Source organism: Anaerostipes sp. CAG:276, from assembly GCF_000432215.1.
Taxonomy (GTDB): domain Bacteria; phylum Bacillota; class Clostridia; order Lachnospirales; family Lachnospiraceae; genus Anaerostipes; species Anaerostipes caccae.
The window spans coordinates 43,262-68,893 of the sequence record NZ_FR889190.1 but is presented as its reverse complement, the minus strand read 5'-3'; the positions used below and the strand labels follow the sequence as shown (position 1 = coordinate 68,893).

General features: G+C 46.8%; 23 protein-coding genes. 1 reads left to right on the top strand and 22 read right to left on the bottom strand.

The genetic code is table 11. From position 1 onward, the window contains the following. From QVP35_RS08635 to QVP35_RS08560, 16 genes are all read right to left on the bottom strand, one after another. Positions 1 to 995 (bottom strand): heavy metal translocating P-type ATPase (locus tag QVP35_RS08635; RefSeq protein WP_288187826.1); only part of this gene is annotated, 995 nt, incomplete at its 3' end. Positions 996 to 1,138: 143 nt separating this feature from the next. Further along, positions 1,139 to 2,662 carry an HD domain-containing phosphohydrolase gene (locus tag QVP35_RS08630; protein ID WP_009289631.1) on the bottom strand — a complete coding sequence of 508 codons (1,524 nt, stop codon included), beginning with the start codon at positions 2,660 to 2,662 and terminating at the stop codon, positions 1,139 to 1,141. A 148-nt stretch (positions 2,663 to 2,810) separates the two neighbouring features. After that, entirely contained in the window at positions 2,811 to 7,238 is a 4,428-nt protein-coding gene (locus QVP35_RS08625; protein ID WP_022261035.1) for a PolC-type DNA polymerase III, read from the bottom strand. Further along, positions 7,225 to 8,301: a flavodoxin-dependent (E)-4-hydroxy-3-methylbut-2-enyl-diphosphate synthase gene (gene ispG, locus QVP35_RS08620; protein WP_009289633.1), complete on the bottom strand. Its 1,077-nt coding sequence runs from the start codon at positions 8,299 to 8,301 to the stop codon at positions 7,225 to 7,227. The genes QVP35_RS08625 and ispG overlap by 14 nt, the downstream gene beginning before the upstream one ends. A gap of 12 nt (positions 8,302 to 8,313) precedes the next feature. Then, positions 8,314 to 9,345: an RIP metalloprotease RseP gene (gene rseP, locus QVP35_RS08615; RefSeq protein ID WP_022261034.1), complete on the bottom strand. Its 1,032-nt coding sequence runs from the start codon at positions 9,343 to 9,345 to the stop codon at positions 8,314 to 8,316. A 4-nt stretch (positions 9,346 to 9,349) separates the two neighbouring features. Continuing rightward, on the bottom strand, positions 9,350 to 10,489 hold the full coding sequence (locus QVP35_RS08610; protein WP_009289635.1) for a 1-deoxy-D-xylulose-5-phosphate reductoisomerase: 1,140 nt from the start codon (positions 10,487 to 10,489) through the stop codon (positions 9,350 to 9,352). Next, a complete protein-coding gene (locus QVP35_RS08605) occupies positions 10,486 to 11,301 on the bottom strand; it encodes a phosphatidate cytidylyltransferase (RefSeq protein ID WP_006566984.1) in 816 nt (271 codons plus the stop codon). The genes QVP35_RS08610 and QVP35_RS08605 overlap by 4 nt, the downstream gene beginning before the upstream one ends. Positions 11,302 to 11,305: 4 nt before the next feature. Beyond that, a complete protein-coding gene (locus tag QVP35_RS08600; protein ID WP_147510046.1) occupies positions 11,306 to 12,004 on the bottom strand; it encodes an isoprenyl transferase in 699 nt (232 codons plus the stop codon). Positions 12,005 to 12,082: 78 nt separating this feature from the next. Further along, positions 12,083 to 12,628 (bottom strand): ribosome recycling factor, encoded by a 546-nt coding sequence (gene frr / locus QVP35_RS08595; protein ID WP_006566986.1) that lies wholly within the window; start codon positions 12,626 to 12,628, stop codon positions 12,083 to 12,085. Between the two features lie 11 nt (positions 12,629 to 12,639). Further along, entirely contained in the window at positions 12,640 to 13,338 is a 699-nt protein-coding gene (pyrH, locus tag QVP35_RS08590; RefSeq protein ID WP_039930409.1) for a UMP kinase, read from the bottom strand. A gap of 97 nt (positions 13,339 to 13,435) precedes the next feature. Continuing rightward, a complete protein-coding gene (gene dtd / locus QVP35_RS08585) occupies positions 13,436 to 13,882 on the bottom strand; it encodes a D-aminoacyl-tRNA deacylase (protein ID WP_039930411.1) in 447 nt (148 codons plus the stop codon). A gap of 16 nt (positions 13,883 to 13,898) precedes the next feature. Further along, on the bottom strand, positions 13,899 to 15,182 hold the full coding sequence (locus QVP35_RS08580) for an amidohydrolase (protein ID WP_009289639.1): 1,284 nt from the start codon (positions 15,180 to 15,182) through the stop codon (positions 13,899 to 13,901). Positions 15,183 to 15,220: 38 nt separating this feature from the next. Beyond that, the gene (locus QVP35_RS08575; RefSeq protein WP_006566990.1) at positions 15,221 to 16,054 is read right to left on the bottom strand and encodes a purine-nucleoside phosphorylase; all 834 of its coding nucleotides are present in this window, start codon (positions 16,052 to 16,054) and stop codon (positions 15,221 to 15,223) included. A 13-nt stretch (positions 16,055 to 16,067) separates the two neighbouring features. Continuing rightward, entirely contained in the window at positions 16,068 to 16,631 is a 564-nt protein-coding gene (locus QVP35_RS08570) for a M48 family metallopeptidase (RefSeq protein WP_009289640.1), read from the bottom strand. Beyond that, on the bottom strand, positions 16,616 to 17,218 hold the full coding sequence (locus QVP35_RS08565) for a SanA/YdcF family protein (RefSeq protein WP_009289641.1): 603 nt from the start codon (positions 17,216 to 17,218) through the stop codon (positions 16,616 to 16,618). The genes QVP35_RS08570 and QVP35_RS08565 overlap by 16 nt, the downstream gene beginning before the upstream one ends. Positions 17,219 to 17,235: 17 nt before the next feature. Continuing rightward, positions 17,236 to 17,637 carry a hypothetical protein gene (locus QVP35_RS08560; protein WP_006566993.1) on the bottom strand — a complete coding sequence of 134 codons (402 nt, stop codon included), beginning with the start codon at positions 17,635 to 17,637 and terminating at the stop codon, positions 17,236 to 17,238. Positions 17,638 to 17,886: 249 nt separating this feature from the next. On the opposite strand from QVP35_RS08560, the gene QVP35_RS08555 reads away from it, so the two are divergent. After that, complete coding sequence (locus QVP35_RS08555; RefSeq protein ID WP_006566995.1) at positions 17,887 to 19,083, top strand: FprA family A-type flavoprotein; 1,197 nt, start codon at positions 17,887 to 17,889, stop codon at positions 19,081 to 19,083. 64 nt (positions 19,084 to 19,147) lie between these two features. Here QVP35_RS08555 and moaA read toward each other — a convergent pair whose 3' ends face one another. The 6 genes from moaA to QVP35_RS08525 form a co-directional block, all read right to left on the bottom strand. Beyond that, on the bottom strand, positions 19,148 to 20,122 hold the full coding sequence (moaA, locus tag QVP35_RS08550) for a GTP 3',8-cyclase MoaA (protein WP_009289643.1): 975 nt from the start codon (positions 20,120 to 20,122) through the stop codon (positions 19,148 to 19,150). Between the two features lie 15 nt (positions 20,123 to 20,137). Beyond that, entirely contained in the window at positions 20,138 to 21,508 is a 1,371-nt protein-coding gene (locus QVP35_RS08545; RefSeq protein WP_022261032.1) for an aldehyde dehydrogenase, read from the bottom strand. After that, positions 21,505 to 22,113, bottom strand: a complete 609-nt coding sequence (locus tag QVP35_RS08540) for an SOS response-associated peptidase (protein ID WP_022261031.1) — start codon at positions 22,111 to 22,113, stop codon at positions 21,505 to 21,507. Before QVP35_RS08540 ends, QVP35_RS08545 begins: the two co-directional genes overlap by 4 nt. A 16-nt stretch (positions 22,114 to 22,129) precedes the next feature. Next, positions 22,130 to 22,750, bottom strand: coding sequence for a V-type ATP synthase subunit D (locus tag QVP35_RS08535; protein WP_009289648.1), 621 nt, complete (start codon positions 22,748 to 22,750; stop codon positions 22,130 to 22,132). 28 nt (positions 22,751 to 22,778) lie between these two features. Continuing rightward, on the bottom strand, positions 22,779 to 24,227 hold the full coding sequence (locus QVP35_RS08530; RefSeq protein WP_009289649.1) for a V-type ATP synthase subunit B: 1,449 nt from the start codon (positions 24,225 to 24,227) through the stop codon (positions 22,779 to 22,781). A gap of 45 nt (positions 24,228 to 24,272) precedes the next feature. After that, positions 24,273 to 25,632: V-type ATP synthase subunit A (locus QVP35_RS08525; protein ID WP_288187824.1), on the bottom strand; the 1,360-nt coding region annotated here is incomplete at its 5' end.

The following is a 25,632-nucleotide window of genomic DNA, read 5'->3' as shown; positions in this document are numbered from 1 at the left end:
AGCGTCGTGTCGTTTCCTACCTTTGTAGCCCTGAATTTAATAAATCCCCCTTTATTGATGGATGCGCTGATGACTTTGTCTCCGGAGGATTTCTCCACAGGGATGCTTTCCCCGGTCAGAGCGCTTTCATCCACAGAAGTTATGCCTTCAAGGATGACTCCGTCAACCGGAATGCTGGCTCCGGGGCGTACGATCACCGTATCTCCCTCATCCAGCTCCTCCACGGGGATCTCAATCTCTTCTCCGCCCCGTTCTACGGTGGCCGTTTTCGGAGCCAGATCTAAGAGTTTGCTGATAGCCTCCGAAGTCTTCCCTTTGGACCTGGACTCCAGATATTTTCCGACCGTGATCAGCGTCAGGATCATAGATGCAGATTCAAAATATAAATCCATGTGGTACTGATGTACCAGATGAAGATTCTGCACACCGAGGCCGTATCCCATGCGGTAAATGGCAAAGACTCCATAGACAAAGGCAGCGCCGGACCCGATGGCGATCAGGGAATCCATATTTGGAGAGCCCTTAAACAATGTTTTAAATCCCACCTGATAAAACTTCCGGTTAATATACATGACCGGGAGAACCAGGAGCATCTGGGTCAGCCCGTAAGAAACCGCGTTGTGGGTTCCGCTCAGAAAAGACGGGAGCGGAAGATTCACCATATGCCCCATGGAAATGTACATAAGCGGTATCATAAACAGGATGGATACCCAGAGTCTTCTTTTCATGCCAGTAATCTCATCATCTACGCCGATATCCCGTTTTCTGCCTGCTTCTTCCTGCTTATCATGGACAAAGGCACCGTAGCCTCCGCCGATGACAGCGCGGATAATCTGATCATCGTTTACTTCTGACTCGTCATACTCTACGGTCATGGTGTTTTGAAGCAGATTGACATTAACTTCAGCAACACCGTCTAATTTTCGGACACTCTTATCTACATGGGCACTGCATGCACTGCATGTCATGCCCGTCACATCAAATTTTTGTTTCATAACACGCCTCCTTACCACCCCCTGGGGGTATGGGTATATTATAGGTCCTGCCATAATTTCTGTCAACGATAACATTTCTCAATTAGTATTTCCCAATCCGCTTATAATATCGCCTTATACGTAGAAAAGCAGAAAAAAGCAGCTTATCTCTGCTTTTTTCTGCCTTCCATCCACTCGATGAATTTTTTTGTTAAAAGCGGGTCAAACTGTCTTCCTGACCAGCGTTTTAATTCTTTTATGATTTCTTTTTCAGAATGACGATACCTTCCGAATGGTGCATATTTCATCCGGTCATAGGTATCTAAAATTAAAAGCATTCTCGATTCCACCGGGATGCTGTCGCCTGACAGACCATACGGATAGCCGCTGCCGTCCCAGTTTTCATGATGATATAACACAATCTGTGCTTCTTCTTCCATATCCGGCACGGACTTCAGAATCCGGTATCCCGTTTCCGGATGACGCTTGACTTCCTGCCTTTCGTTATAGGACAGAAGGTCCCGCTTGTTCAGGACCTCATCAGAAATGGAAGCCATTCCGATATCATGTACATAGCCGAGGCCCTGGAGAAACTTGACCCGTTCGGTTTCCAGACCGAGATAAGAAGAAAACTGACCGAAAAGCCGGGACATTCTCATGGAATGCTGATGGATTTTCGGATTTCTAGTAAAGAGTGCATTGAGGATTACATCTAATGTCTCTGATTTTTTCACGGCGTTGTTTCTGAACTTCTTTCGGTACATCATATCTTCTGCGGCGGATAAAACCGTCAATATATCTTCTCCCGGACTGCTTTTTACTGCGCAGCCCCATGAGAAGGAAAGCCGGATGCCTGACAGGCTGTGCAGCTGTATCATCTCCTCTGCTCTTTTTAGAAACGATTCAGCTTCGCATAATTCTGTCCCCGGGAAAAAGGCAGCGATTTCATCTCCCCCGATCCGGGCAAAGATATAGTTTTCCTTTGCGTATGTTTTCAGAATCTTTGCAACTGTAGTGATCGCCCTGTCCCCGAAGGAATGGCCCAGGGAATCATTGATCATTTTTAAACGGTCCAGATCCAAGATTGCCGCGGAGAGGGGGAGATCATCCGTTTTATCACAGTACAGAAGATATTCATTGTAAAACATCCGGTTATAAAATCCGGTCAGTGAATCATGAATACTTTTCTCCCTTATTTTCTGCTGTTCTTTTTTCAATTCCGACACTTCTGTTACGATGCCCGCAAACAGCATGGATGCTTTGTTCTCCATACGGCCGAGGGGCTGTCCATATCGGTTGCCGGTTATGATAACCGGGATATAACTATTCCTGCACAACATCCTGGCTTCTATTGATAAGACCTGATCCTTCTTTAAGAGACCGTGTATCATCATATCCAGTTCCTCTCTGGTGTCTTTGTCTGTCAAGTCTCTGATATTATAGCTGCACCGGTCCTGAAACGGTACAGATACCATACTGCAGAATCGTTGATTTGCATCTGCGATCCGCCCTTCCTGGTCAAATACAAGATATCCGGCCGGCGCGCTGTGAAACAGCTGCTGGTAATGCATCCGTTTCTTACGGCACTCTTCCAAGTTATATTCAAGATGTTCAATCTGCTTTGTCAGTTCCTCCACAGATTGTTCTTTGCCTGTCTTTTCAAGATGAAAGTGATTTAAATTGCTCATGATCGATCCATATCTCCCCCTTATTAAAACAAAACCCCCGAAGCCTGCCGATGCCTTCCGGCAGACATTAAAATTATTATATGAGAGATTTTCCAAAAATAGAACCGGATATGTAAAAATACATATTCGGTTCTATCATTTCGGGGGATCAAAGGAAATTGAAACTGAGCTGATCGCTTTCTTCCAGATCTCCCATTAATCCCAATTCTTTCATCTTATCTACAACAGATTTGGGCGCCTTTGTCCGGTCACGGAAATTTTCCATAGAAGTAAATGGTTCTCCTTTAGACGCCTCTGCGGCTTCCTTGGCAGCTTTTTCTCCCATACCGTCAATGGCTGAGTAAGGAGGCATGATCTTTCCGTCAATGATTTGAAAGTCTTTTGCCTTTGCCCGGTAGATATCCAGAGGCATGAACTCAAATCCACGGGCATACATCTCATCTGCAATCTTCATTTCCCGCAGAAGATCCAGGTCTGCATTTTTCACCTCAAACTTCGGCGTGTTTTGTATCTCCTTCATCCGGTTATTCAGTTTTTCTTTTCCCATACACATGTCTTCATAGGAAAATGCTTTTGCGCGGATACTGAAATAGGCGGCATAGTAGGCGAGAGGATGAAAAACCTTAAACCAGGCAATCCTCCATGCCATCATGACATAGGCAACCGCATGTGCTTTCGGGAACATGTATTTAATTTGTTTACAGGACCAGATATACCATTCCGGCACATCTTTTTCCCTCATTGCTTCTTCCTGTTCCGGTTTCAGACCTTTTCCCTTCCGGACGCTCTCCATAATCGTAAATGACAAGGCTTCATCCAGACCCTGATTGATCAGATAGACCATAATATCATCCCTCGTACAGATGGAAGTTGAGATTGTAGCATCCCCCTCCTCGATCAGTTTCTGAGCATTGCCGAGCCATACATCTGTACCGTGGGACAGTCCTGAAATACGGACCAGATCCGAAAAGCTCTGAGGATTTGTGTCCAAAAGCATCTGAATAACGAAATCGGTTCCGAATTCCGGTATCCCGAGAGATCCGAGTTTCGTGCCTCCGATCTGTTCCGGAGTGATGCCCAGAACCTCTGTTCCGTGAAACAGAGACATGACAGATTTATCATCCAGGGGTATATTCTGGGCGTTGACTCCTGTCAGATCTTCCAGTCTGCGGATCATGGAGGGATCGTCGTGACCCAGGATATCCAGCTTTAACAGGTTGGAATCGATGGAATGATACTCATAATGGGTTGTAATAATCGGTGATCTTACGTCGTTGGCCGGACGCTGAACGGCAGTAAAGTCATAAATTTCTTTGTCATGGGGCACAACGATGATGCCGCCGGGGTGCTGGCCGGTCGTTCTCTTAACTCCGGTGCATCCTTTCGCCAGCCGTTCGATCTCACATTTTCTTTTCGATATTTCTCTTTCTTCTAAATATTTAAGGACATATCCATAGGCAGTCTTTTCCGCCAGCGTACCGATGGTCCCCGCGCGGTAGGCCTTTCCTTTGCCAAAGATCACTTCCACATATGCGTGGGCCTTACTTTGATATTCCCCTGAAAAATTAAGGTCAATATCAGGTTCCTTGTCCCCTTTAAATCCGAGGAATGTTTCGAACGGAATATCGTGGCCTTCTTTGTTTAATTTTGCACCGCATTTCGGACACACCGCATCCGGCATATCACATCCAGACATACCCATCCTGGCATATTTTTTTACCTCAGGAGAGTCAAAATCCACATAATAACACTCCGGACAGATGTAGTGGGCAGGCAGAGGATTTACTTCCGTGATCCCGGACATGGTCGCCGCAAAAGATGACCCGACAGATCCTCTTGAACCTACCAGATAACCATGGTCCAGGGAATCCCATACAAGCTTCTGTGCGATGATATACATAACTGCATAGCCGTTTCCGATGATGGAATTCAGTTCTTTGTCAAGTCTGGTAGTTACGATGTCCGGCAGGTTCGGACCATAGATATCGTGTGCTTTCTTGTAGCAGATATCCCGGAGATCCCGGTCTGAGTTTTCGATGACCGGCGGACATTTATCCGGATGGATCGGAGAGATATTTTCAATCTGGTCACTGATCTTATTCGGATTTGTTATGACAACTTCTCTGGCTTTATCGCTTCCCAGATATTCAAATTCATGGAGCATTTCCTCCGTTGTACGGAAGTAGAGAGGCGGCTGGCTGTCCGCATCTTTAAATCCTTTTCCGGCCATAAGAATCGCCCGGTAAATGGAATCATCCGGATCTAAAAAATGCACATCGCAGGTAGCAGCCACAGGTTTGCGGAAGGTTTCGCCCAGCTCCACAATCTTCCGGTTGAAATTTCTGATATCCTCAAAAGAGCAGACGTTCTCATGGCGGGCAGATTCGATCATAAACTGGTTATTGCCCTCCGGCTGAATTTCCAGGTAATCATAAAATTCAACAATCTTTGCGATTTCTTCCTCAGACCGCTGATCCACGATGGCACTGTACAGTTCGCCGGCTTCACATGCTGATCCGATGATCAGCCCTTCCCGGTACTTATTGATCAGGGATTTGGGCATTCTGGGGCGCCGGTTAAAGTACCGGACGTGAGATTCCGACACCAGGCGGTTTAGGTTGACTCTTCCGGTGTTATTTTTGACGAGAATGATCCCGTGATAGGTACGGCCTTTTTTAATGAAGTCTTCGGAACCTGCAACAAACTCATTTACCTGATCCAGGTCAAAGATTTCTTTTTCCTCCAGCATCTGAACAAATTTTATGAAGATTTTCCCCGTAGCTGTGGCGTCATCCACTGCCCGATGATGAGTCTCCAGTTTGATGTTCAAATTTTTGCACAGATTATCCAGTGTAAATTTTGCCAGGTGGGTCATCAGGCTTCTTGACAGACCGAGCGTATCCACAATGGTTGGATGAAAATCAAGATCCAGACGTTTCGCATTTTCATGGATAAATCCGGTGTCGAACCCGGCATTGTGAGCCACTAAGACAGAATCCCCGCAGAACTCAAGAAATCTTGGAAGTACAGCATCGATCGTATCTGCATTCATGACCATTTCATCTGTTATTGTCGTAAGCTGTGTGATTTTAAATGGAATCGGAATCTGCGGATTAATGAATTCACTGAAGGTTTCTGTGATCTCACCAGCTATGACCTTTACGGCCCCGATTTCTATGATGCGGTCTGTCTGGCTGTTAAATCCTGTGGTCTCAATGTCGAATACCACAAAATCTCCCCGGAGGGACTGGCCTCTGGAGCGGACTGCCAGATCTCCAAGGTCATCGACAAAATAAGCCTCCACTCCGTAAATAATCTTAAACGGATCGTCTTGTGGAAGCCTTAAATCCTCATAAGCATGCCTTGCAATCGGAAAGGCCTGAAGCACGCCGTGATCCGTGATGGCAACGGCAGGATGTCCCCACTCGTAGGCGCGTTTTACGATGTCATTGATCTGAACAACGCTGTCGTTGTCGCTCATAACTGTATGTAAATGGAGTTCTACTCTCTTGTCCATGGACGTGTCCTGGCGTTTCTCCCTGAAATCCGAGACTGCCTTAATGCCCATGACAGAACCAAGAGATATCTCATGATCAAATTTATCATACATGGCGACCGCCTTAACACGGTAGAAACCGCCTTTTTTCAGATCACTGAGAACCTCCGGGAGCTGTTCATTCCTGACAAAAATTTTACAGGAGATGGTATCCGTAAAGTCCGTGATATGAAAAATAATGATTGTTTTTTCATTTCGAATTTCTCTCGTATCGAGGGTTGTAACCTGTCCGTGGATCACGACTTCACCGATCTCATCGATAATATCTTTGATTTCAATGAGTTCCCCTTCACAGTTTCGGCCGTAAAGAAGGGTCGGATCGTCTTTAAATTTAGGCTTTCTCTTAAACTTGGAATCGTAAGAAAAGTTGGATTCCTTTTTCTTTTTTCTGGCTTTTTTCTCTTCTTCCTGTTCTTTGCTGAGCAGGTCTGCCTGTTCGACAATCCCCTCAATCTCTTTTTGAAGCTTATATTGGCTTTCCTTTTTCAAAGACCGGTCTGTCGTCTTGGAAAAATCAAAGCCAACTTTGATCTCCATGCCAAATTTGTCTTTCAGCGTTGTCTCAAAATATTCTTTGATCTCATCTGCCTTGCTCTTGTTGACAAACGTATTTTCAAAAATAAAGGTAACGACATCGCCATCAATGGCATAGTCTCCTTTTCTGACTACATTAAAAATAACCTCCCCTTTGCCTTTTAACTCAAAGAGGAAGCTTTTCATATAGTGTTCAAATAAATAATCCAGATCGTATTGGGCTGAAAGCCGGAAATACTCCTGAAAGCGTATTTTAACATAGCGCTTTGAAAACAGCTGCTCCCGGATCTGCTGTTCCATCCGCCAGGTGTCGATTCTTGGAATCAGATGGTCGCTTGTAAATGAAATGAAAAGTGTATTTTTTGATTTCTTGAACAGAACCTGACGGATACACACAGTGCGGAACAGTTCTTTTACATCCCCGGATACTTTCAGGTCAGGAAATACCTGAAAAAATTCTTTTGTATGCTCTTTAGCAGTCTGCATCTGATTCACCCCAATGTTCTAATTCATAGCGCAGAGTACTTAAAAGATCCTCCTCCGGGACCTTGCGGATGACCTGTCCTTTTTTCATCAGAAGGCCTTCACCGATTCCGCCTGCGATCCCGATATCCGCTTCCTTTGCCTCACCGGGACCGTTGACGACACAGCCCATGACGGCGACCTTGATATTCAAATGTTCGAAGTCTGCAGCCATCGTCTCCACCTGCCCGGCAAGACTGATCAGATCAATGTTGGTCCTTCCGCATGTAGGACAGGAAACTACTTCGATCCCGCCCCTTCTGAGCCCTAACGTCTTTAAGATCAGTTTAGCGCTTGCGATTTCGTTGACAGGATCTCCGGTCAGTGAGACGCGGATTGTGTCTCCGAGCCCCTGGTGAAGGATAATGCCCAGTCCGACAGCGGACTTGATATTCCCACTGTACACGGTTCCTGCCTCTGTGATTCCGACGTGAAGCGGATAATCAATCTGCTCTGCTACCAGTTCATATGCTCTGGCACACATGAGAACATCAGAGGATTTGATGCTGACCGCCAGATTGTCATAGTCGAATGCCTCGATCATACGGACTTTGTCAACAGCACTCTCCACCAGTCCCTCGGCCGTCACTCCGTGATACTTTTCCACCAGCTCTTTTTCCAGAGAGCCGCTGTTGACGCCTACACGGATCGGAACGCCATACTCTTTGGCTTTTTCAATGACTGCCCGGATACGGTCTTCTCCTCCGATATTGCCCGGATTGATGCGAATTTTATCGGCGCCGTTCTCCATAGCCGCGATGGCGAGCTTATAGTTGAAATGTATATCCGCCACCAGCGGAATGTGAATCCTTTTTTTGATCTCACCCAGGGCATCCGCTGCTTCCGGAGTCGGGACCGTGCATCTTACGATATCACATCCGGCTTTCTCAAGGCTTAATATCTGTGATACGGTAGACTCAACGTCTTCTGTCTTTGTATTGGTCATGGACTGGATCAGCACAGGATTGCCGCCGCCAATCTTCTTATCCCCAATCCGGATGACTTTTGTATTATTTCTAGTAACCATACTAAGACTCCTTTACAACATAATCTTATAGATATCCTGGAACATGACAAAGATCATAAGCCCCAGCAATAAAAACAGGCCGACCGTGTGGACAGCAGCTTCCACGTTTTTTGAAACAGGCTTTCTCCTGACCGCTTCCACGATGAGAAAACAAAGTCTGCCTCCGTCCAGTGCGGGAAGCGGCAGAAGGTTCATAACCCCCAGGTTTGCACTGATCAGGACCGCAATACTCAGCATTGTGGAGAGAAGGACTGTGAAACCGTAAGTGGCTGCCTGGTTATACGTATCCCCTACCTGTTTTACAATGCCTACAGGTCCTGACAGATCATTCAGCGTCAGCTGTCCCGTGGCCAGTTTTACAACACTCTTTACCGTCACGCGAATTTGGAATCCCACCTCATGAAATCCATATTCTATGGTTTTTAATGGATTTAATTTTTGATATGGTTCCCAGCCGATGCCGATCATATACCGCTTGGCTTCTTGGTTAAACTTCGGGGTCACAGAGAGGCTTTTCTCTGTTCCGTCCCGCTTTATCACAATAGGCACTTCTCCGCCTTTATAGTCCAGAAGGAAATAATAAGACAATTCACGGTTATTGTAGATCTTTTTTCCATCAATCTTCAAGACCTGGTCCCCGGCTTTCAATCCTGCTTCCTGAGCAGGAGACTTTGTCTCCACTCTGGCGATATCGGGCAGGTCAGCGCCTGATATACCGATCATAATAAAGGCAAGGATCAGGGCAAAAACAAAATTGAAAAACGGTCCGGCAAAAATGACTGCCATTCTGGCCCAGACAGATTTATTTCCAAAAGCGTCCGCCTCCGGCCGGTCTTCGTCTTCACCCATCATACAGGCTCCGCCAAATGGAAGGAGTTTTACGGAATAATAAGTTTCTCCCACTTGTTTCCCAAACAGAGTCGGACCAAGACCTATACAGAATTCGTCCACACGGATACCATTCTTTTTGGCGACTGAAAAATGTCCCAATTCATGTACAATGATAATAATGCCAAAGATTAAGATTGCAATAATAATGTTCAAGTAATTACCTGCTTTCTATGAATTCATATACCCACTGTTCTGTTTCCAGTACCTCCGTAAGAGATGGATTCTCTATCACATGATGTGCATTCATTGCATCTTCGATCAGATCATAAATCTCTGTAAAAGATATTTTCTCCTGCAAAAACAGAGCCACCGCTTTTTCGTTGGCTGCGTTCAGCACGGCCGGCATGGATCCTCCGGTCCGTCCTGCATCATATGCATATGAAAGACCTTTTAGAACATCGACAGGCGGCTCTTCAAAAGAGATACTTCCCAATGCAGCAAAATCTAAACGGTCTCCCGGAAGAAATCTGCGCTCCGGGTAGTAGAGGGCGTATTGGATCGGCAGCTTCATATCCGGGGTTCCCAGCTGGGCCTTTACCCCGCCGTCCTGAAACTGCACCATAGAGTGAATGATACTCTGCGGCTGTACGACTACCTTGATCCGGTCAAAATCTATATCAAAGAGCCAGCGTGCCTCGATCACTTCCAGCCCCTTATTGACCAGCGTTGCGGAATCTATGGTGATCTTTTTGCCCATAGACCAGTTCGGATGTTTTAAAGCATCTTTTAATGTGACCGTTTTGAGTTCTTCTTTTGTCTTGGTTCGGAACGGTCCGCCGGATGCCGTGATGATCAGGGAATCCACATCTCTATCAGACTCTCCCTGAAGGCACTGAAAAATAGCGGAGTGTTCACTGTCCACCGGATAAATCGAAACTCCGTATTCTTTTGCCAATGGGATGATCAGGTGGCCTGCGGTCACCAGCGTCTCCTTATTTGCGAGAGCGATGTCTTTCTTTGCCCTTATAGCAGCCATCGTCGGCTTTATGCCGATCATCCCGACGACTGCAGTGACGACCAGCGAACAGTACGGCTCAGAAGCTGCCTCGATGAGCCCTTCCGTTCCGGAAAGCACCTGCACTTCGAGATCCTTTACACGAAGACGCAGTTCCTCTGCTCTTTGTTCATCATAGAGAACTGCTGTATGAGGATGAAATTCCCGGATCTGCTGTTCTAAAAGATCCACATTGCTTCCGGCTGCCAGAGCCGTCACGCCAAGATCTTTATTTGCACGTACAAGCTCCAGTGTCTGGGTTCCGATGGAACCGGTAGAGCCGATGATGGAAATGTATTTCACTGCATTGTGCCTCCTGAGATCATCATTGTGAGATAATAAATAACCGGAGCAATCAGTATGATACTGTCAAACCGGTCTAAAATACCGCCGTGTCCTGGAATCAGAGTCCCGAAATCTTTGATCTTGGAATCTCTCTTAATGGCAGAGGCAGCCAGGTCACCGATCACGGATATAGCCGCACCGATTCCACAGATGATCCCGAACATCATCATCGGATTAAAATTAAACCGGATCCTTGTCTTTAAATAGATCCCATATGCTGCTCCTAAGATCACCGCCCCAAGGATTCCGCCGATCAGTCCTTCTATGCTCTTTTTCGGACTCAGCTTCGGGGTCATTTTGTGCTTTCCGATCAGCATGCCCGTGCAGTAGGCCAGTGTATCATTGCCCCACGCGGCCAGGAACAGGAGTACAATAAATTCGCCTCCGTTCTGAGCGATCCTCAGCTGATAAATATAGGAAATCATGACGCTCACATAGACAAATCCAAAAAAACAAGCCATGACCTGGTTCATGTGATATTTGGGAAATCGGACCACATAACAGCCGAGCAGGAAGATCATAAACAAAATGATGATCGATGTGGACCACTGGCCCAGGTCAAAAAACAAGGCGGCATAGTAAAGAATCGTTCCTGTGTATCCAAGGACCGCCAGAGATGATTTCTCTATATTGAATATCTTCAGTATTTCATTGTATCCGATCAGGGCAACGATCGCCGTTAAGAGTAAAGTCACGATCCCTCCCAGGTAAAGGCCAAGGACGGTAACTGCCACTAAAGCAATCCCGCTGATAAGTCTCTGTTTAAACATAAGTCTATATTCCTCCAAATCTCCGTTCTCTTCCGTTATAGTACTCCACAGCTTTTTTCAATTCTTTTTTATTGAAATCCGGCCAGAGCACATCGGTAAAATAAAATTCTGTGTAGGCCAGCTGCCAGAGCATAAAATTTGACAGACGCTGCTCTCCGCTTGTGCGGATCATCAGATCAGGTTCTGGAATACCCTTTGTATCCAGATATCCCGCAAATACATCCTCTGTAATATCCTCTTTTTTCAGGGTGCCGGCCAGCAGATCACCGGCCATTTTTTTCATGGCGCGGATCATTTCATCGCGGCTTCCGTAATTCAGGGCAATCGTAAAATTAATTCCTGTGTTGCCCTTGGATGCTTCTTCAAGCTGTTCGATCTTTTCCCTGAGATCCTCTGAAAGGCCGGTCACGTCTCCGATGACGCGGACCCGCATATTATTTTTATTTGCCCGTTTGATGCATGTTTTTAAGTAATCCCTTAAAAGCTTCATCAAAGCATCCACTTCATCCTTCGGACGTCTCCAGTTTTCGGTTGAAAATGCGTATACCGTCAGGTATTTGATGCCCATGTCAAATGCATCCTCAATGATTCTCTCCACCGTCTTGCTGCCCTGTGCATGCCCCATATTCCTGGGAAGGAATCTTTTTTTCGCCCATCTGCCGTTGCCGTCCAGAATGATCGCAACATGCTCCGGCACTCTCATTGACTCCATAGAACACCTCCGTCAAATCATCGAAAAAACAGGGCTGACTCAAACCAGCCCTGCTGCTTTTCTTTATTGTTATACCGTCATGATCTCTTTTGACTTTGCTTCCACCGCATCATCAATTTTTTTAATATATACATCTGTAAGCTTCTGAACTTCAGATTCCTGGTCTTTTAGCTGGTCATCGTTCAGTTCATTGGCTTTGTTCATTTTTTTCAATTCGTCATTAGCATCTCTGCGGATATTCCGGACTGCAACTTTTGTTGTCTCTCCTCTTTTTTTGATATCCTTTGCCAGATCTTTTCTGCGTTCTTCCGTGAGTTCCGGGAAATTCAAGCGGATCGCAGACCCGTCATTGTTAGGAGTGATTCCGATGTCAGACATCATGATCGCTTTCTCGATCTCTCCGAGCAGATTCGGCTCCCATGGCTGGATCAGGATCGTGCGTGCTTCGGGAACAGAGACATTGCCCACCTGCTGGATCGGAGTCGGTACTCCGTAATAGTCTACGGTAACTTTGTCCAGAACATGGGGATTGGCCCGTCCTGCACGTATCGCCATAAATTCTGATGTCATGTTCTCATAAGACTTCTGCATCTTATCTTCAAATTTTTTTAACATTTTTCTTCCTCCTATTTTACGGTAACATATGTACCATTGAATTTTCCTTTTAATAAATCAGCTATGCTGTCCGGCTCATTGAGCCCGAACACTGCAAGGGGCATCTTGTTTTCCAGACACATGATCGTAGCTGTCAGATCCACGACTGCAAGCTTTTGATCCAATACTTCATCTAAACTGATCGTATCGTATTTTTTTGCATCGGGGTTGACCGCGGGATCGCTGTCGTATACACCGTCAATAGACTTTGCGAGCAGTATCGCATCTGCCTCGATCTCCACGGCGCGCAGAGCCGTTGCCGTATCGGTAGAAAAATACGGATGCCCGGTTCCGCCGGCAAAGAAAGCGATCTTTCCGTCTTCCATGGCTTTTACCGCCTTGTCTTTGGAAAACAGTTCTGTAAACGAACCGCACACAAATGGGGTGAATACTTCGGTCTCAAGCCCTGCGGTGCGGAAAGCGTCCGCAACATAAATACAGTTCATCACCGTAGCCAGCATGCCGATCTGGTCTGCTTTTGTCCGTTCCATATTCTCGCTTGTGCGTCCTCTCCAGAAATTACCGCCTCCGATGACAATGGAAATCTGGAGGCCCCGGTCGGCTAAAACCTTGACCTGTCTTGCCACATCCATACAGGTAGCTTCGTCAAAACCGGTCTTTTTATCTCCCGCGAGAGCTTCGCCGCTCAGCTTTAAAAGAATCCGTTTCATATCCTTTATATCTTTCATGAACATACCTCATCTATCGTATTTTTCTGTTTCTCTCTGATGAATTATAGCATAAACCATACCAAAGGACAACTGAAAATCAGCTGTCCTCACTGTCCAGTATAATCGTAAACGGTCCGTCGTTTGCGAGTGTCACTTCCATCTCCGCACCGAAGATCCCGGTCTCGACTTTAGGAACTTTTTTTCTGCACTCCGATATGATATATTCATACAATTCTTCTGCAAGATCCGGTTTTCCTGCATTGATGAAAGAAGGCCGGTTGCCCTTTCTGCAGTCTGCATAGAGGGTAAACTGGGAGACGAGCAAAAGGCTTCCGTCCACATCCTTCAGTGCAAGATTCGTCTTTCCGTTTTCATCATCAAAAATTCTTAACCCCACCATTTTTTTGATCAGTTTATCCGCTGTCTCTCTCGTGTCGTTCTGACCGACACCAATCAGCACGAGAAAGCCTCGGTCAATGCTTCCGACCGTTTTGTGGTCCGCATCCACTTTGGCATGGCTGACTCTTTGAATTACAAATTTCATATGCTCTCTCTTTCTGTCAATTTCCAAAAATTCTTCCTGTAATCTCTTCCGCTTTCCTGTAAACGAAATCTGGTTCTTCTCCGATGGAGAATTCTCCGTCCTCATAGAGGATCTTTCCAGCAACCATGGTGAGCCGGACATTCTGCTTGCTGCCGCTGTAAACTAAGTTTTTTGTCAGATTGTGGACCGGCCGCATATTGGGCTGGTTCAGATCGATCAGGATTAAGTCCGCCTGCTTCCCTTCTGCGAGAATATCACAGTCAGAAAGCCCCATTGCCGCTGCGCCGCCTAAAGTTGCCATTTTGAGCACAGTGTCCGCATCTGTGGCCGAGGCGTCGTTTTCCCGGTATTTGGAGAGCCCTGTGATCAAAAACATTTCCCGGAACATATCCAGGCAGTTGTTGCTTGCGGGACCGTCTGTCCCGATGGCCAGGCTGATTCCCATATCCAGCATCTGCTTTATTGGTGCAATACCGCTTGCCAGCTTCAGATTAGATGCCGGATTGGTGATCACAGACACCCGGCGTCTTTTCAAAATCCGGAGATCTTCCGGTTCCATATGGACACAGTGAAAACACCCGCCTCCATTTTCAAACAGGCCCAGACGATCCATGTAAGCCGTCGGCGTCAGCCCGGTGCGCTCTCTGCAGGAGATGACTTCCGGGAGGCCCTCTGAACTGTGAGTATAAACCGGGGCATGATACTGATCCGACAGCTCTTTTACAGCGCGAAGCTTCTCTTCGGATGTAGTATACTCCGCATGAAATCCAAGCCGAAAGCTGATCAGACTGTCTTCTTTGTTATATTTTTGATACCATTCGTCCAGCTGTTGGGCAGACTGTGAAAAATCGTTCAGGGCACCGCAGAGCACTGTCCTGAATCCGCAGTCTTCGGAGGCCTGAGCAATCGTATCGGGTGTTAAATACATATCGAAATTAGCTGTCATCCCGCTCGTCAGATATTCCATGACAGCCAGTTTAGAGAGATGATAGATATCATCGGGAGTGAGTTTTGCCTCCCACGGAAAAACCTGCCGGTTGAGCCATTCGAGCAACGGCAGGTCATCTGCATGGGATCTTAAAAAGGTCATGGCGGAATGAGTGTGGGCATTTTTAAAGCCCGGCATTAAAAGACCGCCCCGGGCGTCAATCTCTCTTTTAAACGGCCGGGCATCTCCGGAATCTGCGGGTGGTTTTTCACCAATATATGAAATACGGGACCCGTCAGTTTGGATTTCTCCGTCAAACGGCTGCATACCGTTTTCCATTGTAAGAATTTTAGCATTGTAGATCCTTATCATGGGACTCTCCTTTAAATATACCGCCGGAACTGCTTTTCTCAGAGCAGCTCCGCTATCTTTATGATCCCTTCTTTGAGCAGTGCCTTGAACACAGGAGCCACTTTATCGGCAGTCTCCTGAACCTCTTCATGGCTTAAAGGCTTCATTGTAATACCTGCACCCGGATTGGTGATGCAGGAAATACCGCAGGTTTTCATCCCCATATGCTTTGCGGCTACGGCTTCGCAGGCTGTACTCATGCCAACCGCATCCGCTCCCAGTATTCTGCACATCTTGATCTCCTGGGGAGATTCAAAATTCGGTCCGCTGAGCTGTACATAGACACCTTCCTTTAAATCAATTTCAAGTGTCCTGGCGATTCTGCGGAAAATATCCTGAAATCTGTCATTATAAATGCCTGTCATGTCACAGAAACGTTCTCCAAGCTTTTCCAGATTCGGTCCAATCAGCGGAGAAGGAACAAAGGTGGAAATCTGGTCAGTGATCATCATGAGATCACCGGCGTCAAATTCGTCGTTGACACCTCCTGCCGCATTGGTAAGGATCAAGGCTTTGGCGCCCATCATTTTCATCAGGCGGATCGGCAGAACTACATCTGTCATATCATAACCTTCATAGTAATGAACTCTTCCCTGCATGATCACAACGGGCACCTTTTCTACATAACCAAAGATAAATCTTCCTTTATGGCCTTCCACTGTAGACACCGGAAAATCCGGCAGATCCCTATATTCTACAATCGTCTCAATCTGAATATCTTCTGCAAAACCGCCTAGTCCTGATCCGAGCACAACGGCTATCAGCGGCTTAAAATCTGTTTTTTCCTGCATGCTCTCATAGCATCTCTGTAATTTTTCGTAAACCGCATTCATCACGGTCCCTCCTTTATGAAATCAAATGAATATTATATTCTGCACCATGTTTCGACAGCCATGTTTTCGGCTGTTCATAATCCGGCATATACTGTGCGACCGCCTCATAAAATGCCGGGGAATGATTCATGACTTTTAAGTGGGCAAGTTCATGCACCACTACATATTCAAGAACTTTCCGCGGCATCAGGATCAGCTTCCAGTTAAAATTCAAGTTTCCTCTGCTGCTCGCGCTGCCCCAGCGGGTTTTCTGCTCACGGATCGTTATTTTCCCGCAGGAAACACCCATCTGTTCTGCATATATCCGGCAGAGCCGTGTGATCACAGTCTTTGCTTCCTTTTTATAGTTTTCCCGTTCTTTAGCAGTCATACGAATTTTTTTCTGATTTCTTTTTCTCTCCGCTGAAAGCTTCATGTGGTGTCTGATCCAGCCTTGCTTCTCCTCGATAAATTTGCGGATCTCACCTTTTGGAAATCGCTCGGGCGCCCTGACGATCACCTGGCCGTCCGCAGTCACTGTGACGGCCAGAGTTTTTCTGCCGCTGTAAATCACTTCATAGTCTAATGCCTGATCCACTGGTAAACCACTCCCTCCAGCAGTGCCTTGGACGCGGCAAAATATTCACGGATCCTGTCTTTGTGTCTGCTTTGATAGATCACCGAATCCGAGATCACCGCATGGGCGTTCAGTCCTGCGGCTTCTGCCAGATAATCCGTCCTTGGAACATAGAGTTTCTGCGTGCACACATAAAATGATTTTCCGGGAAATGCGGAACATGTATTTTTCATTGTGCGGAATGTATCGAGACCTTCCCGGTCTTCATATATATTTTCTTGTGGAATTCCTCTGAAAAGCAGGTACATTTTCATGAACTTTACTTCTTTTCTCGTCCCTGAGATCAGAATAAACTTTCCGATGCTGGCCCGGTAAAGCCTCAGCGCCCCGTCCAGACGGTCTTTCAGCTGTGCGCCTATGACACCGTTTTTAACGAGTGCTCCCGGGACCAAAATGCCGTCCCGCTTTTTTAACGCCTCACAGAAGAACACATCCGCTGCAGCCCTCTTTTGTTTTCCGTGCAGCTTTCTGTATGAAAACAGAGAAAACCCTGCGGGCAGGATACCCGGAAGAAACCAGAGCCCTGTATGTCTTTTTTTGCCGTTCATCTCTCATTACTCCTTACTTACTGACCGTCATCTTCGGTTTGTTCCTGCTGCTGTTCCGTTGTGGCCGGCTGCTCCGTCGTGGCAGGTTTTGGTGCCTCGGTCTTCTGCTGTGTGGCTGTCGTCGTTTTCTGCCGTTCGGCCGTAGTCTTCTTCTGTCTGCGCGTCGTCGTACTCTTGTGGGCTGCGGTCGTACTCTGATGATTGGAGCCGGTGTTTTCTGTGCCCCGCTCCTGAGTCTGCTGATCTTCTGAGGACCCGGTGTCTTCTAAAGTCGTCTCTTCCGAGGATGTCTCGGTTGCCGATGAATCTTCCTTATCCTTTTTAAATCCTCCGGAAAACATTACAACAATGACCATGCAAATGATCACAGCGACTGTCCCAAAGATCAGTGCGATCATATTTTTTTTACTGATCTGCATTGTCTTATCTCCTGTTCTTATATAAATTTTTGTTTTATTTTCCTTCTATGTGCCGTCTCCATTATAAAAGAGGAATGATAGTGTGTCAATTTTTACTAACAAAGAAATTATATCATAGAATCATGCTGGGAATTATGTAGAATCTTTTTCAGTTGGTATCTTTGACTTGTAAAATGGTTTTTTGGACATTATACTAGTAGTGATATAATATTGACAAAAAATAATCAAATAAGCTAAGGGGATGAAAACATGTATTGCACAAAAAATATTACAGACGATTTATATTGGATCGGAGGAAACGACAGGAGACTCGCCCTGTTTGAAAACATTTTTCCGGTGCCAAACGGTGTTTCTTACAATTCTTATGTGCTGTTAGATGAAAAAACAGTGCTTTTCGATACGGTGGACAAGGCTGTCAGTGAACAGTTTTTTGAAAATCTTGTCCATGCGCTCGGAGAACGCACACTGGATTATGTGATTATTAACCACATGGAGCCTGATCACTGTGCCATGCTCAAAGAAGTAATCATGCGATATCCGGATGTTCAGATCGTATGCAATGCCAAGACAGCGGACATTATCAAACAGTTCTTTAAGATCGAGACGGACGCTGTCATCGTGAAGGAAAACGATACCCTTTGTACAGGAAAACATACTTTCACATTCCTTATGGCACCTATGGTACATTGGCCGGAAGTTATGGTCACATATGATACGACGGACAAAATATTATTTTCAGCAGATGCTTTCGGAACATTCGGAGCGATCAACGGAAATCTGTTTGCCGATGAGATTGAATTTGAACACAAATGGCTGGATGACGCCAGAAGATATTATACGAATATCGTAGGAAAATACGGAGCTCAGGTACAGGCGCTGTTAAAGAAGGCTTCCAATGTGGAAATCGGGATGATCTGTCCGCTCCACGGTCCGGTATGGAGAAAAAATATTGAGTGGTTCGTTGAAAAGTATCAGAAATGGAGCACTTATGAGCCGGAAGACCAGGGTGTCATGATCGCTTATGCATCTATTTACGGCAACACGGAAAATGCAGCCAATGTACTGGCTTCCCGCCTCGCTGATAAAGGTCTTAAAAATATTGCCATGTACGATGTGTCCGTAACCCATCCGTCTGTGGTTGTTTCCGAAGCATTCCGCGCAAGTCATCTGGTATTTGCATCCCCGACATACAACGGCGGTATTTTTCCGAATATGGAGACCGTGCTGCTTGATCTGAAAGCCCATAATCTTCAGAAACGTACCGTAGCGTTCATGCAGAACGGAACGTGGGCAGCCACATCCGGCAGGCAGATGAATGAGATGGTGTCAGGGATGAAACAAATGACGGTCCTGGAACCAACCATCACGATCAAATCTGCACTGAATGACAGCCAGTCAGAGGAAATCGACGCGATGGCTGATGCAATTTTGGAATCTATGAACTAAAGAAATTATATACAAAAAGACGCTTTTAAAGGCTTTGTAATCAGGCCGTTTAAAAGCGTCTTTTTTATCCTCCGATCTGAGACATTTTCCGGCTGTCTGCTTCACCATCCGTGTCTCTCTCAGAAAATCGGTGTCCTTCGGGCTTATCCAGAACAGTCTGGCGTATGAGCTGTGAAAGATCTCCTCTTGATATTCCGGATCTTAATTTTTCTCTCAGAGGGATGCCGCGGCTGTAATACAGGCAGGGCTTTAAGAAGCCTTCTGAGGTGAGCCGGATTCTGTTGCACTGTCTGCAGAATTTACAGTGTACCGCATCGATGAAGCCCACGGCTCCGGAAAAACCGGGAATTTTTAAGTATCTGGCAGGTCCGTTTCCACGGATTTGTTCTTCTTTTTTAATCCCGGGATATGTTTGACGGAGCAGAGATATGATCTCATCTGAATTCATACCGGTAAATTGTGTTCCGAAGCCGATAGGCATCATCTCAATAAAGCGGATGTCAACGTGATCCTCTCTTCCGATTTCCAGCAGATCCAAGATTTCATCGTCGTTGATGCCTTTCATGACCACACAATTTACTTTCGTGTTCAGACCCATGCGGGCAGAGTTTCTGACGGCTGACAAAACTGTCTGTACTCCTGTTTTCCCGGTGATCTCTTTATATTTCTTCTCGTCCAGCGTGTCCAGGCTGATGTTGATGCCGTCGATCCCTGCCTCTTTCAGCCGTTCAAGATACGGTTCTAAGAGGAGGCCGTTGCTGGTCAGGGTAACCTGCCTGACTCCGGGAAGCTGTTTCAGTCTTTCTATAAAGCCGGCGCATCCTTTCCTCACCAGAGGCTCTCCCCCTGTGATCTTAAACTTACAGATGCCCAGATCTGCGGCGCTCTCACATATGCTTAACAGTTCTTCGTAGCTTAAAATATCTGTATGTTCCACTGATGGAATATCCTCCGGCATGCAGTACCGGCACCTTAAATTACAACGGTCAGTGACGGAAATCCTCATGTAATCAATTGTGCGTCCATAGATATCTTTCATCACTGTGTGTCCTTTCTATCTCAAAAACAGACGAAGCAGCCTGTTTTTTCTCTTGCTGTACGGGTGGTAACGAATGGGAAGATCCGTCCATGTTGATTTTTTTACGATACTTTTTCTGTGGCTGAATGTCCGAAAGCCATATTCGCCGTGATAGGAGCCCATGCCGCTCTCACCGACTCCCCCGAATCCCATGTGTGACGTGGCAAGATGAATGACGGTGTCGTTGATACATCCGCCTCCGAAAGCCATGTTGTTAAGAATCCACTGTTCCATCTTCTTGTTTCCTGTAAACAGATAGAGAGCCAGGGGCTTCTCCATCTGCCTGATATGCTGTACCGCGTCAGAAAATCTACGGTAGGACAGCACAGGAAGTACAGGGCCAAAGATCTCTTCCTGCATGACGGGGGAATCCCACGATACCTCCGGAAGAATAGACGGTGCTATTTTCAGTGTTTTTTCACAGCCGTATCCTCCGAGGACTGCAGTCTCTTCCCCGATCAGCTTCATAATCCTGTGATAGTGTTTTTTATTGACGATTTTTGGGTATTCACTGTTTAGGAGAGGCTCCTCTCCAAGCATCCTGCGGGTCTGGAAGATCAGTTCTTTTATCAAAGTCTCTTTTACTGCTTCGTGTACGAGGATATAGTCCGGGGCCACACAGGTCTGTCCGCTGTTTAACAATTTTCCGAACACGATCCTCCTGGCAGCCAGGGAAAGATCTGCCGACCTGTCCACGATACAGGGACTCTTTCCTCCGAGTTCCAGGGTTACGGGCGTCAGACGGCGTGCCGCATGTTCCATGACGATTTTCCCCACTGCCTTGCTGCCGGTAAAGAAAATATGATCAAACTTCTGGCTGAGAAGCTGCTTGTTCTCCTCTCTTCCGCCTTCTACGACAGAGATATAATTCGCTGGAAAAGCCTCCTCGACGATGTGCCGGATCAGCGCGGATGTGTTGGATGCGTCTCGGGACGGCTTTAAGATACAGCAGTTTCCGGCGGCTATGGCTCCGATCAAAGGAGCAAACGTCAGTAAAAAGGGATAATTCCACGGAGCCATGATCAAAACCACACCCAGAGGCTCGGAGATTTCAAAGCTTTTTGCGTGAAACTGGCTGACCGGCGTAGGCTTTCTCTTCGGTTTCATCCAATTTTTTAAATGTTTTTTTGCATGAGTTAATTCACTGTAAAATAATCCGATTTCTGTCATATATGATTCAAAGCCGGATTTGTTCAAATCTTTTTTCAGGGCACGCTCCAGCTGTTTTTCATGGCTTTTGACTGTCTGCTCTAAACGGCAGAGAGCTTCCATCCGAAAAGCGTAAGACTGTGCAGCACCTGTATAATAAAAATTCCTCTGAAGTTTTACCAATCGTTCAATGGTCATAAAGGTTCCTCCTTATGGAATAAAAAAGAAAAAGATATCTGTTCATAGTCAGACTTTTTTTCCAGCGGCCCGGGTGTTTTCTGTAAAATGAATTCGGTCTGTCCGTCATCCATAAGCCATACCCATGCATCTTTCGGGTCCAGGATGAGAGGCATCCTGTGGTGAACACCTCTCACTGATTCATTTGCTTCTGTGGTAAGAATCACGAAACGCTGCCAGGAACCGAACTGATTCCAGCATCCTGCCATCAGCAGCGGTTTTCTGTCTGTGCGCTCAAAAGTATATTTCGTCTTTTCGCTGTCCCACTCATAAAAACCGCGGGAAGGTACGAGAATTCTTTTGGTGCGGACGCTGTCTCTGAACATCTTTTTTTCCAGTGCACCCTCCGCTCTTGCATTGAAAATCAGCTTATTTTTCTCAAAACCGGGAAATCCCCATCTCATCTTTTCAAACCCAATTCCTTTCGGTGTGGAAATCAGGACATCCGCAGTATCCGCGGGATGAATATCCTCCGCCGCCGGGACAACATCTTTTGTTCCGGGAATTTTGAATATATCATAGAGTTCTTTTGCCACTGAAGGGTCTGTAAAATATCTTCCGCACATAGTGCTCTCCTGTCCGTTAAGCTTTATTTTTTCTCTGTTTGATCACTTTAAGCCTGGTGAATTCTTCTCTCTCTTTCTCTTCCAGGGCATTGGATATCTCGCTCACAAGACTCCTGTAAGAGGGAATCGTAATGTTTTTCAAGGCATTTGCACGCTTTTGCGTCTTTTTGATGCTGGCTGCCAGCCGGTAGGCAGAGTTTTCAACCATGGAAAGCCGGATCGTCAGATCTTTGACTTTCCGGAAAGCTTCTCTTGCTTTGTCGATGGATTCCCTCGTAGTGCTGAAGGAATAGGTCGGAATGTTTTGATCCGGTGTGTAAGTCACCAGAGGGATCTCTGTTCCCATGATACTGCGGCTCTTTATCTGAATGGAATCCTCGATGGGCACCGTGTAGGCCAGCTGGTCTGTCTCGCTGATGCCGTGTTCAATATTTGCTTCCTGAAGACATTGATAGGCGTACGTAAAAGTCACATCAATCTGTTCCTGAATATCCTTCGCCTGATCAATCAGGTTCATAAGCTCTCTGATCAAAATGTTCCGCTTCTTGTCCATCAGATCATACCCCTGCATCGCCAGGGCGAGAGAATTTTTAGCGAGCATCAGATTCCCCTTGGTCGGAAAAGTTCTCGTGTCCATATGTCCGCCTCCTTTCGTTCAGCTTGGACTAAAACATTAAAGAATCCGTCGCCGCCGGAGGCCTGCTGTCCTCCGGATTTTTGGAATAAGTCTCCTTATCTCCGGTCTTTCGATAATAACGGTCCAAAAGCTTCGTGTCAACACGGTCCAGTTCTTCTCTCGGGAGAATGGCGAGGAGTTCCCAGCCGAGATCGAGGGTCTCTGTCACCGTACGGTTTTCCTCACTTCCCTGTCCGATGTACCGTTCCTCAAACTCTTTTCCAAACTCTAAATACTTTTTGTCAATCGGAGACAGTTCGTCTTCCCCGATGACGGAGGCCAGATTTCTGGCGTCTCCCACTTTTGCATAGGCGGAGAAAAGCTGATTTGCCAGATCCTGATGATCTTCCCTCGTATAGCCCTCTCCGATTCCGTCTTTCATAAGGCGGGACAGGGACGGGAGCACACTGATCGGCGGATAGACAGCCTGACCGTGCAGGCTGCGGTCCAGCACGATCTGTCCTTCCGTAATATATCCGGTGAGATCCGGGATGGGATGCGTGATATCGTCATTGGGCATTGTAAGGATCGGTATCTGGGTCACTGATCCGTCGATGCCTTCCACAATGCCCGCCCTCTCATAGATCATTGCCAGTTCACTGTATAAATAACCGGGAAATCCTTTCCGGCTCGGAATTTCTCCCTTTGAGGAGGAAACTTCCCTCATGGCCTCCGCAAAGGCCGTCATATCCGTCAGAATGACTAAAATATGCATGTGATGTTCAAAGGCCAGATATTCTGCCGCGGTCAGCGCCACCTTGGGTGTGATCAGCCTCTCAGCCACCGGGTCATTGGCCATATTTAAAAACATTGCCACATGGCTTAAGGCACCGCTCTCCTCAAACGTCCTGCGGAAGAAATCCGCATCGTCGTGTTTGACACCCATGGCGGCAAAGACGATACCAAAGTTTTCCATGCTGTCCCCGCCCAGTGAAGCCTGGGTCACGATCTGGGCAGCCAGCTGATCATGGAGCAGCCCATTTCCCGAAAAGATAGGAAGTTTCTGTCCCCGGATCAGTGTCATCAGGCCGTCAATTGCCGAAATCCCTGTGCATATAAAATTTCGCGGATACTCCCTGCGGACCGGATTCAGGGGCAGTCCGTTGACATTGCGTTTTACGTCCGACACAATGGGTCCCAGTCCGTCGATAGGCTTCCCAAGGCCGTTTAATGTCCTCCCGAGGATGTCGGGAGAGAGAAAAATTTCCATTGGATGCCCCGTAAGCCTTGTATGAGTATTGGAAAGCCCCATATTATCCGTTGTGTCAAACACCTGGATGATCGCTTTGTCCTCGTAAAGTTCTATGATCTTTCCAAGCTTTTTTTTATTTCCCTCCACGACAAACTCTACAATTTCCTCATAGAAAGCATCTCTGCAGCCCTCCAGTACCACCAAAGGTCCATTGATCCTGTCAAGTCCCAAATATTCAATCGGCATGTGAAACACTCCTTTCAGGTACAATTTTTTTACACTGCAGACAATTTATCCGTTTTTCTCGATCACCTTCTGGTAAAAATCATCCACTGCTTTTCGATATTCATCAAACATCTCAAGCTTGTCATTGGGTACGTCATATTTCATGGAGATCACAGATTCAAACACCGTATCTTCTTTCAAAACAGACATGGGCATATTCATACTGATCAACAGCTTTGCCTTTTCATATAAATAGAGGATTACATCCATCATCTCAAACTGTTTTTCCATAGATACGCAGGTATCGTCTTTATGAAAGGCATTCTGCTGCAGAAATCCAAGACGGATCACTCTGGCGATCTCCAGAATCAGCTTCTGGTCATCGGGAAGCACATCGCTTCCGATCAGTTTGACGATTTCCATCAGGCTGCTCTCCTGATTTAAGAGAGCCATGATGCGGTTTCTGTGATCCACAAACTCCACGGAGACGTGTTCTTCATACCAGGGTGCCAGATCTTTTAAGTATTCACTGTAACTGGTCAGCCAGTGAATGGCAGGGAAATGTCTTGAATAAGCAAGACTTTTGTCAAGTCCCCAAAAGCACCGCACAAACCTCTTTGTATTCTGGGTCACCGGTTCTGAAAAGTCGCCTCCCTGGGGCGATACCGCGCCGATGATCGATACGGAGCCTTCTGTGCCGTTTAAATTCTTCATCATACCCGCCCTTTCATAAAAGGCCGACAGTCTTGAGGCAAGATAGGCAGGAAAGCCTTCCTCCGCCGGCATCTCCTCCAGCCGTCCGGAAAGTTCTCTCAGCGCTTCCGCCCAGCGGGACGTAGAATCTGCCATGATTGCCACGTCATATCCCATATCCCTGTAATATTCGGCCAGGGTCAGTCCAGTATAAATGCTTGCTTCCCTGGCGGCAACAGGCATATTGGACGTGTTGGCGATCAGGACTGTGCGGTCCATCAGGGGATTCCCGTTCTTCGGGTCCACCAGCTTGGAAAACTCCTCCAATACCTGTGTCATCTCATTTCCGCGCTCTCCGCATCCGATATAAATGATGATGTCGGCATCCGACCACTTGGCGATCTGATGCTGAGTCATCGTCTTGCCGGTTCCAAAGCCACCCGGGATGCAGGCCGTACCGCCTTTTGCAATGGGGAACATCGTATCCAGAATCCTCTGTCCGGTAATCAGCGGCCTGGATGCCGGATAGCGCAGGCTGACCGGTCTCGGAACTCTGATGGGCCACTGCTGCATCATAGGAAGTTCTTTGAGATCACCGTTTTCCTGTCTTACGGTAACCAGCGGTTCATCGATGGTATAGCTGCCGTCGCAGACTGTCTTTTCGACGACACCCTGAACTCCGGGAGGCACCATGCACCGGTGAGTGATGGCGGCCGTCTCCGGCACTTGGGCA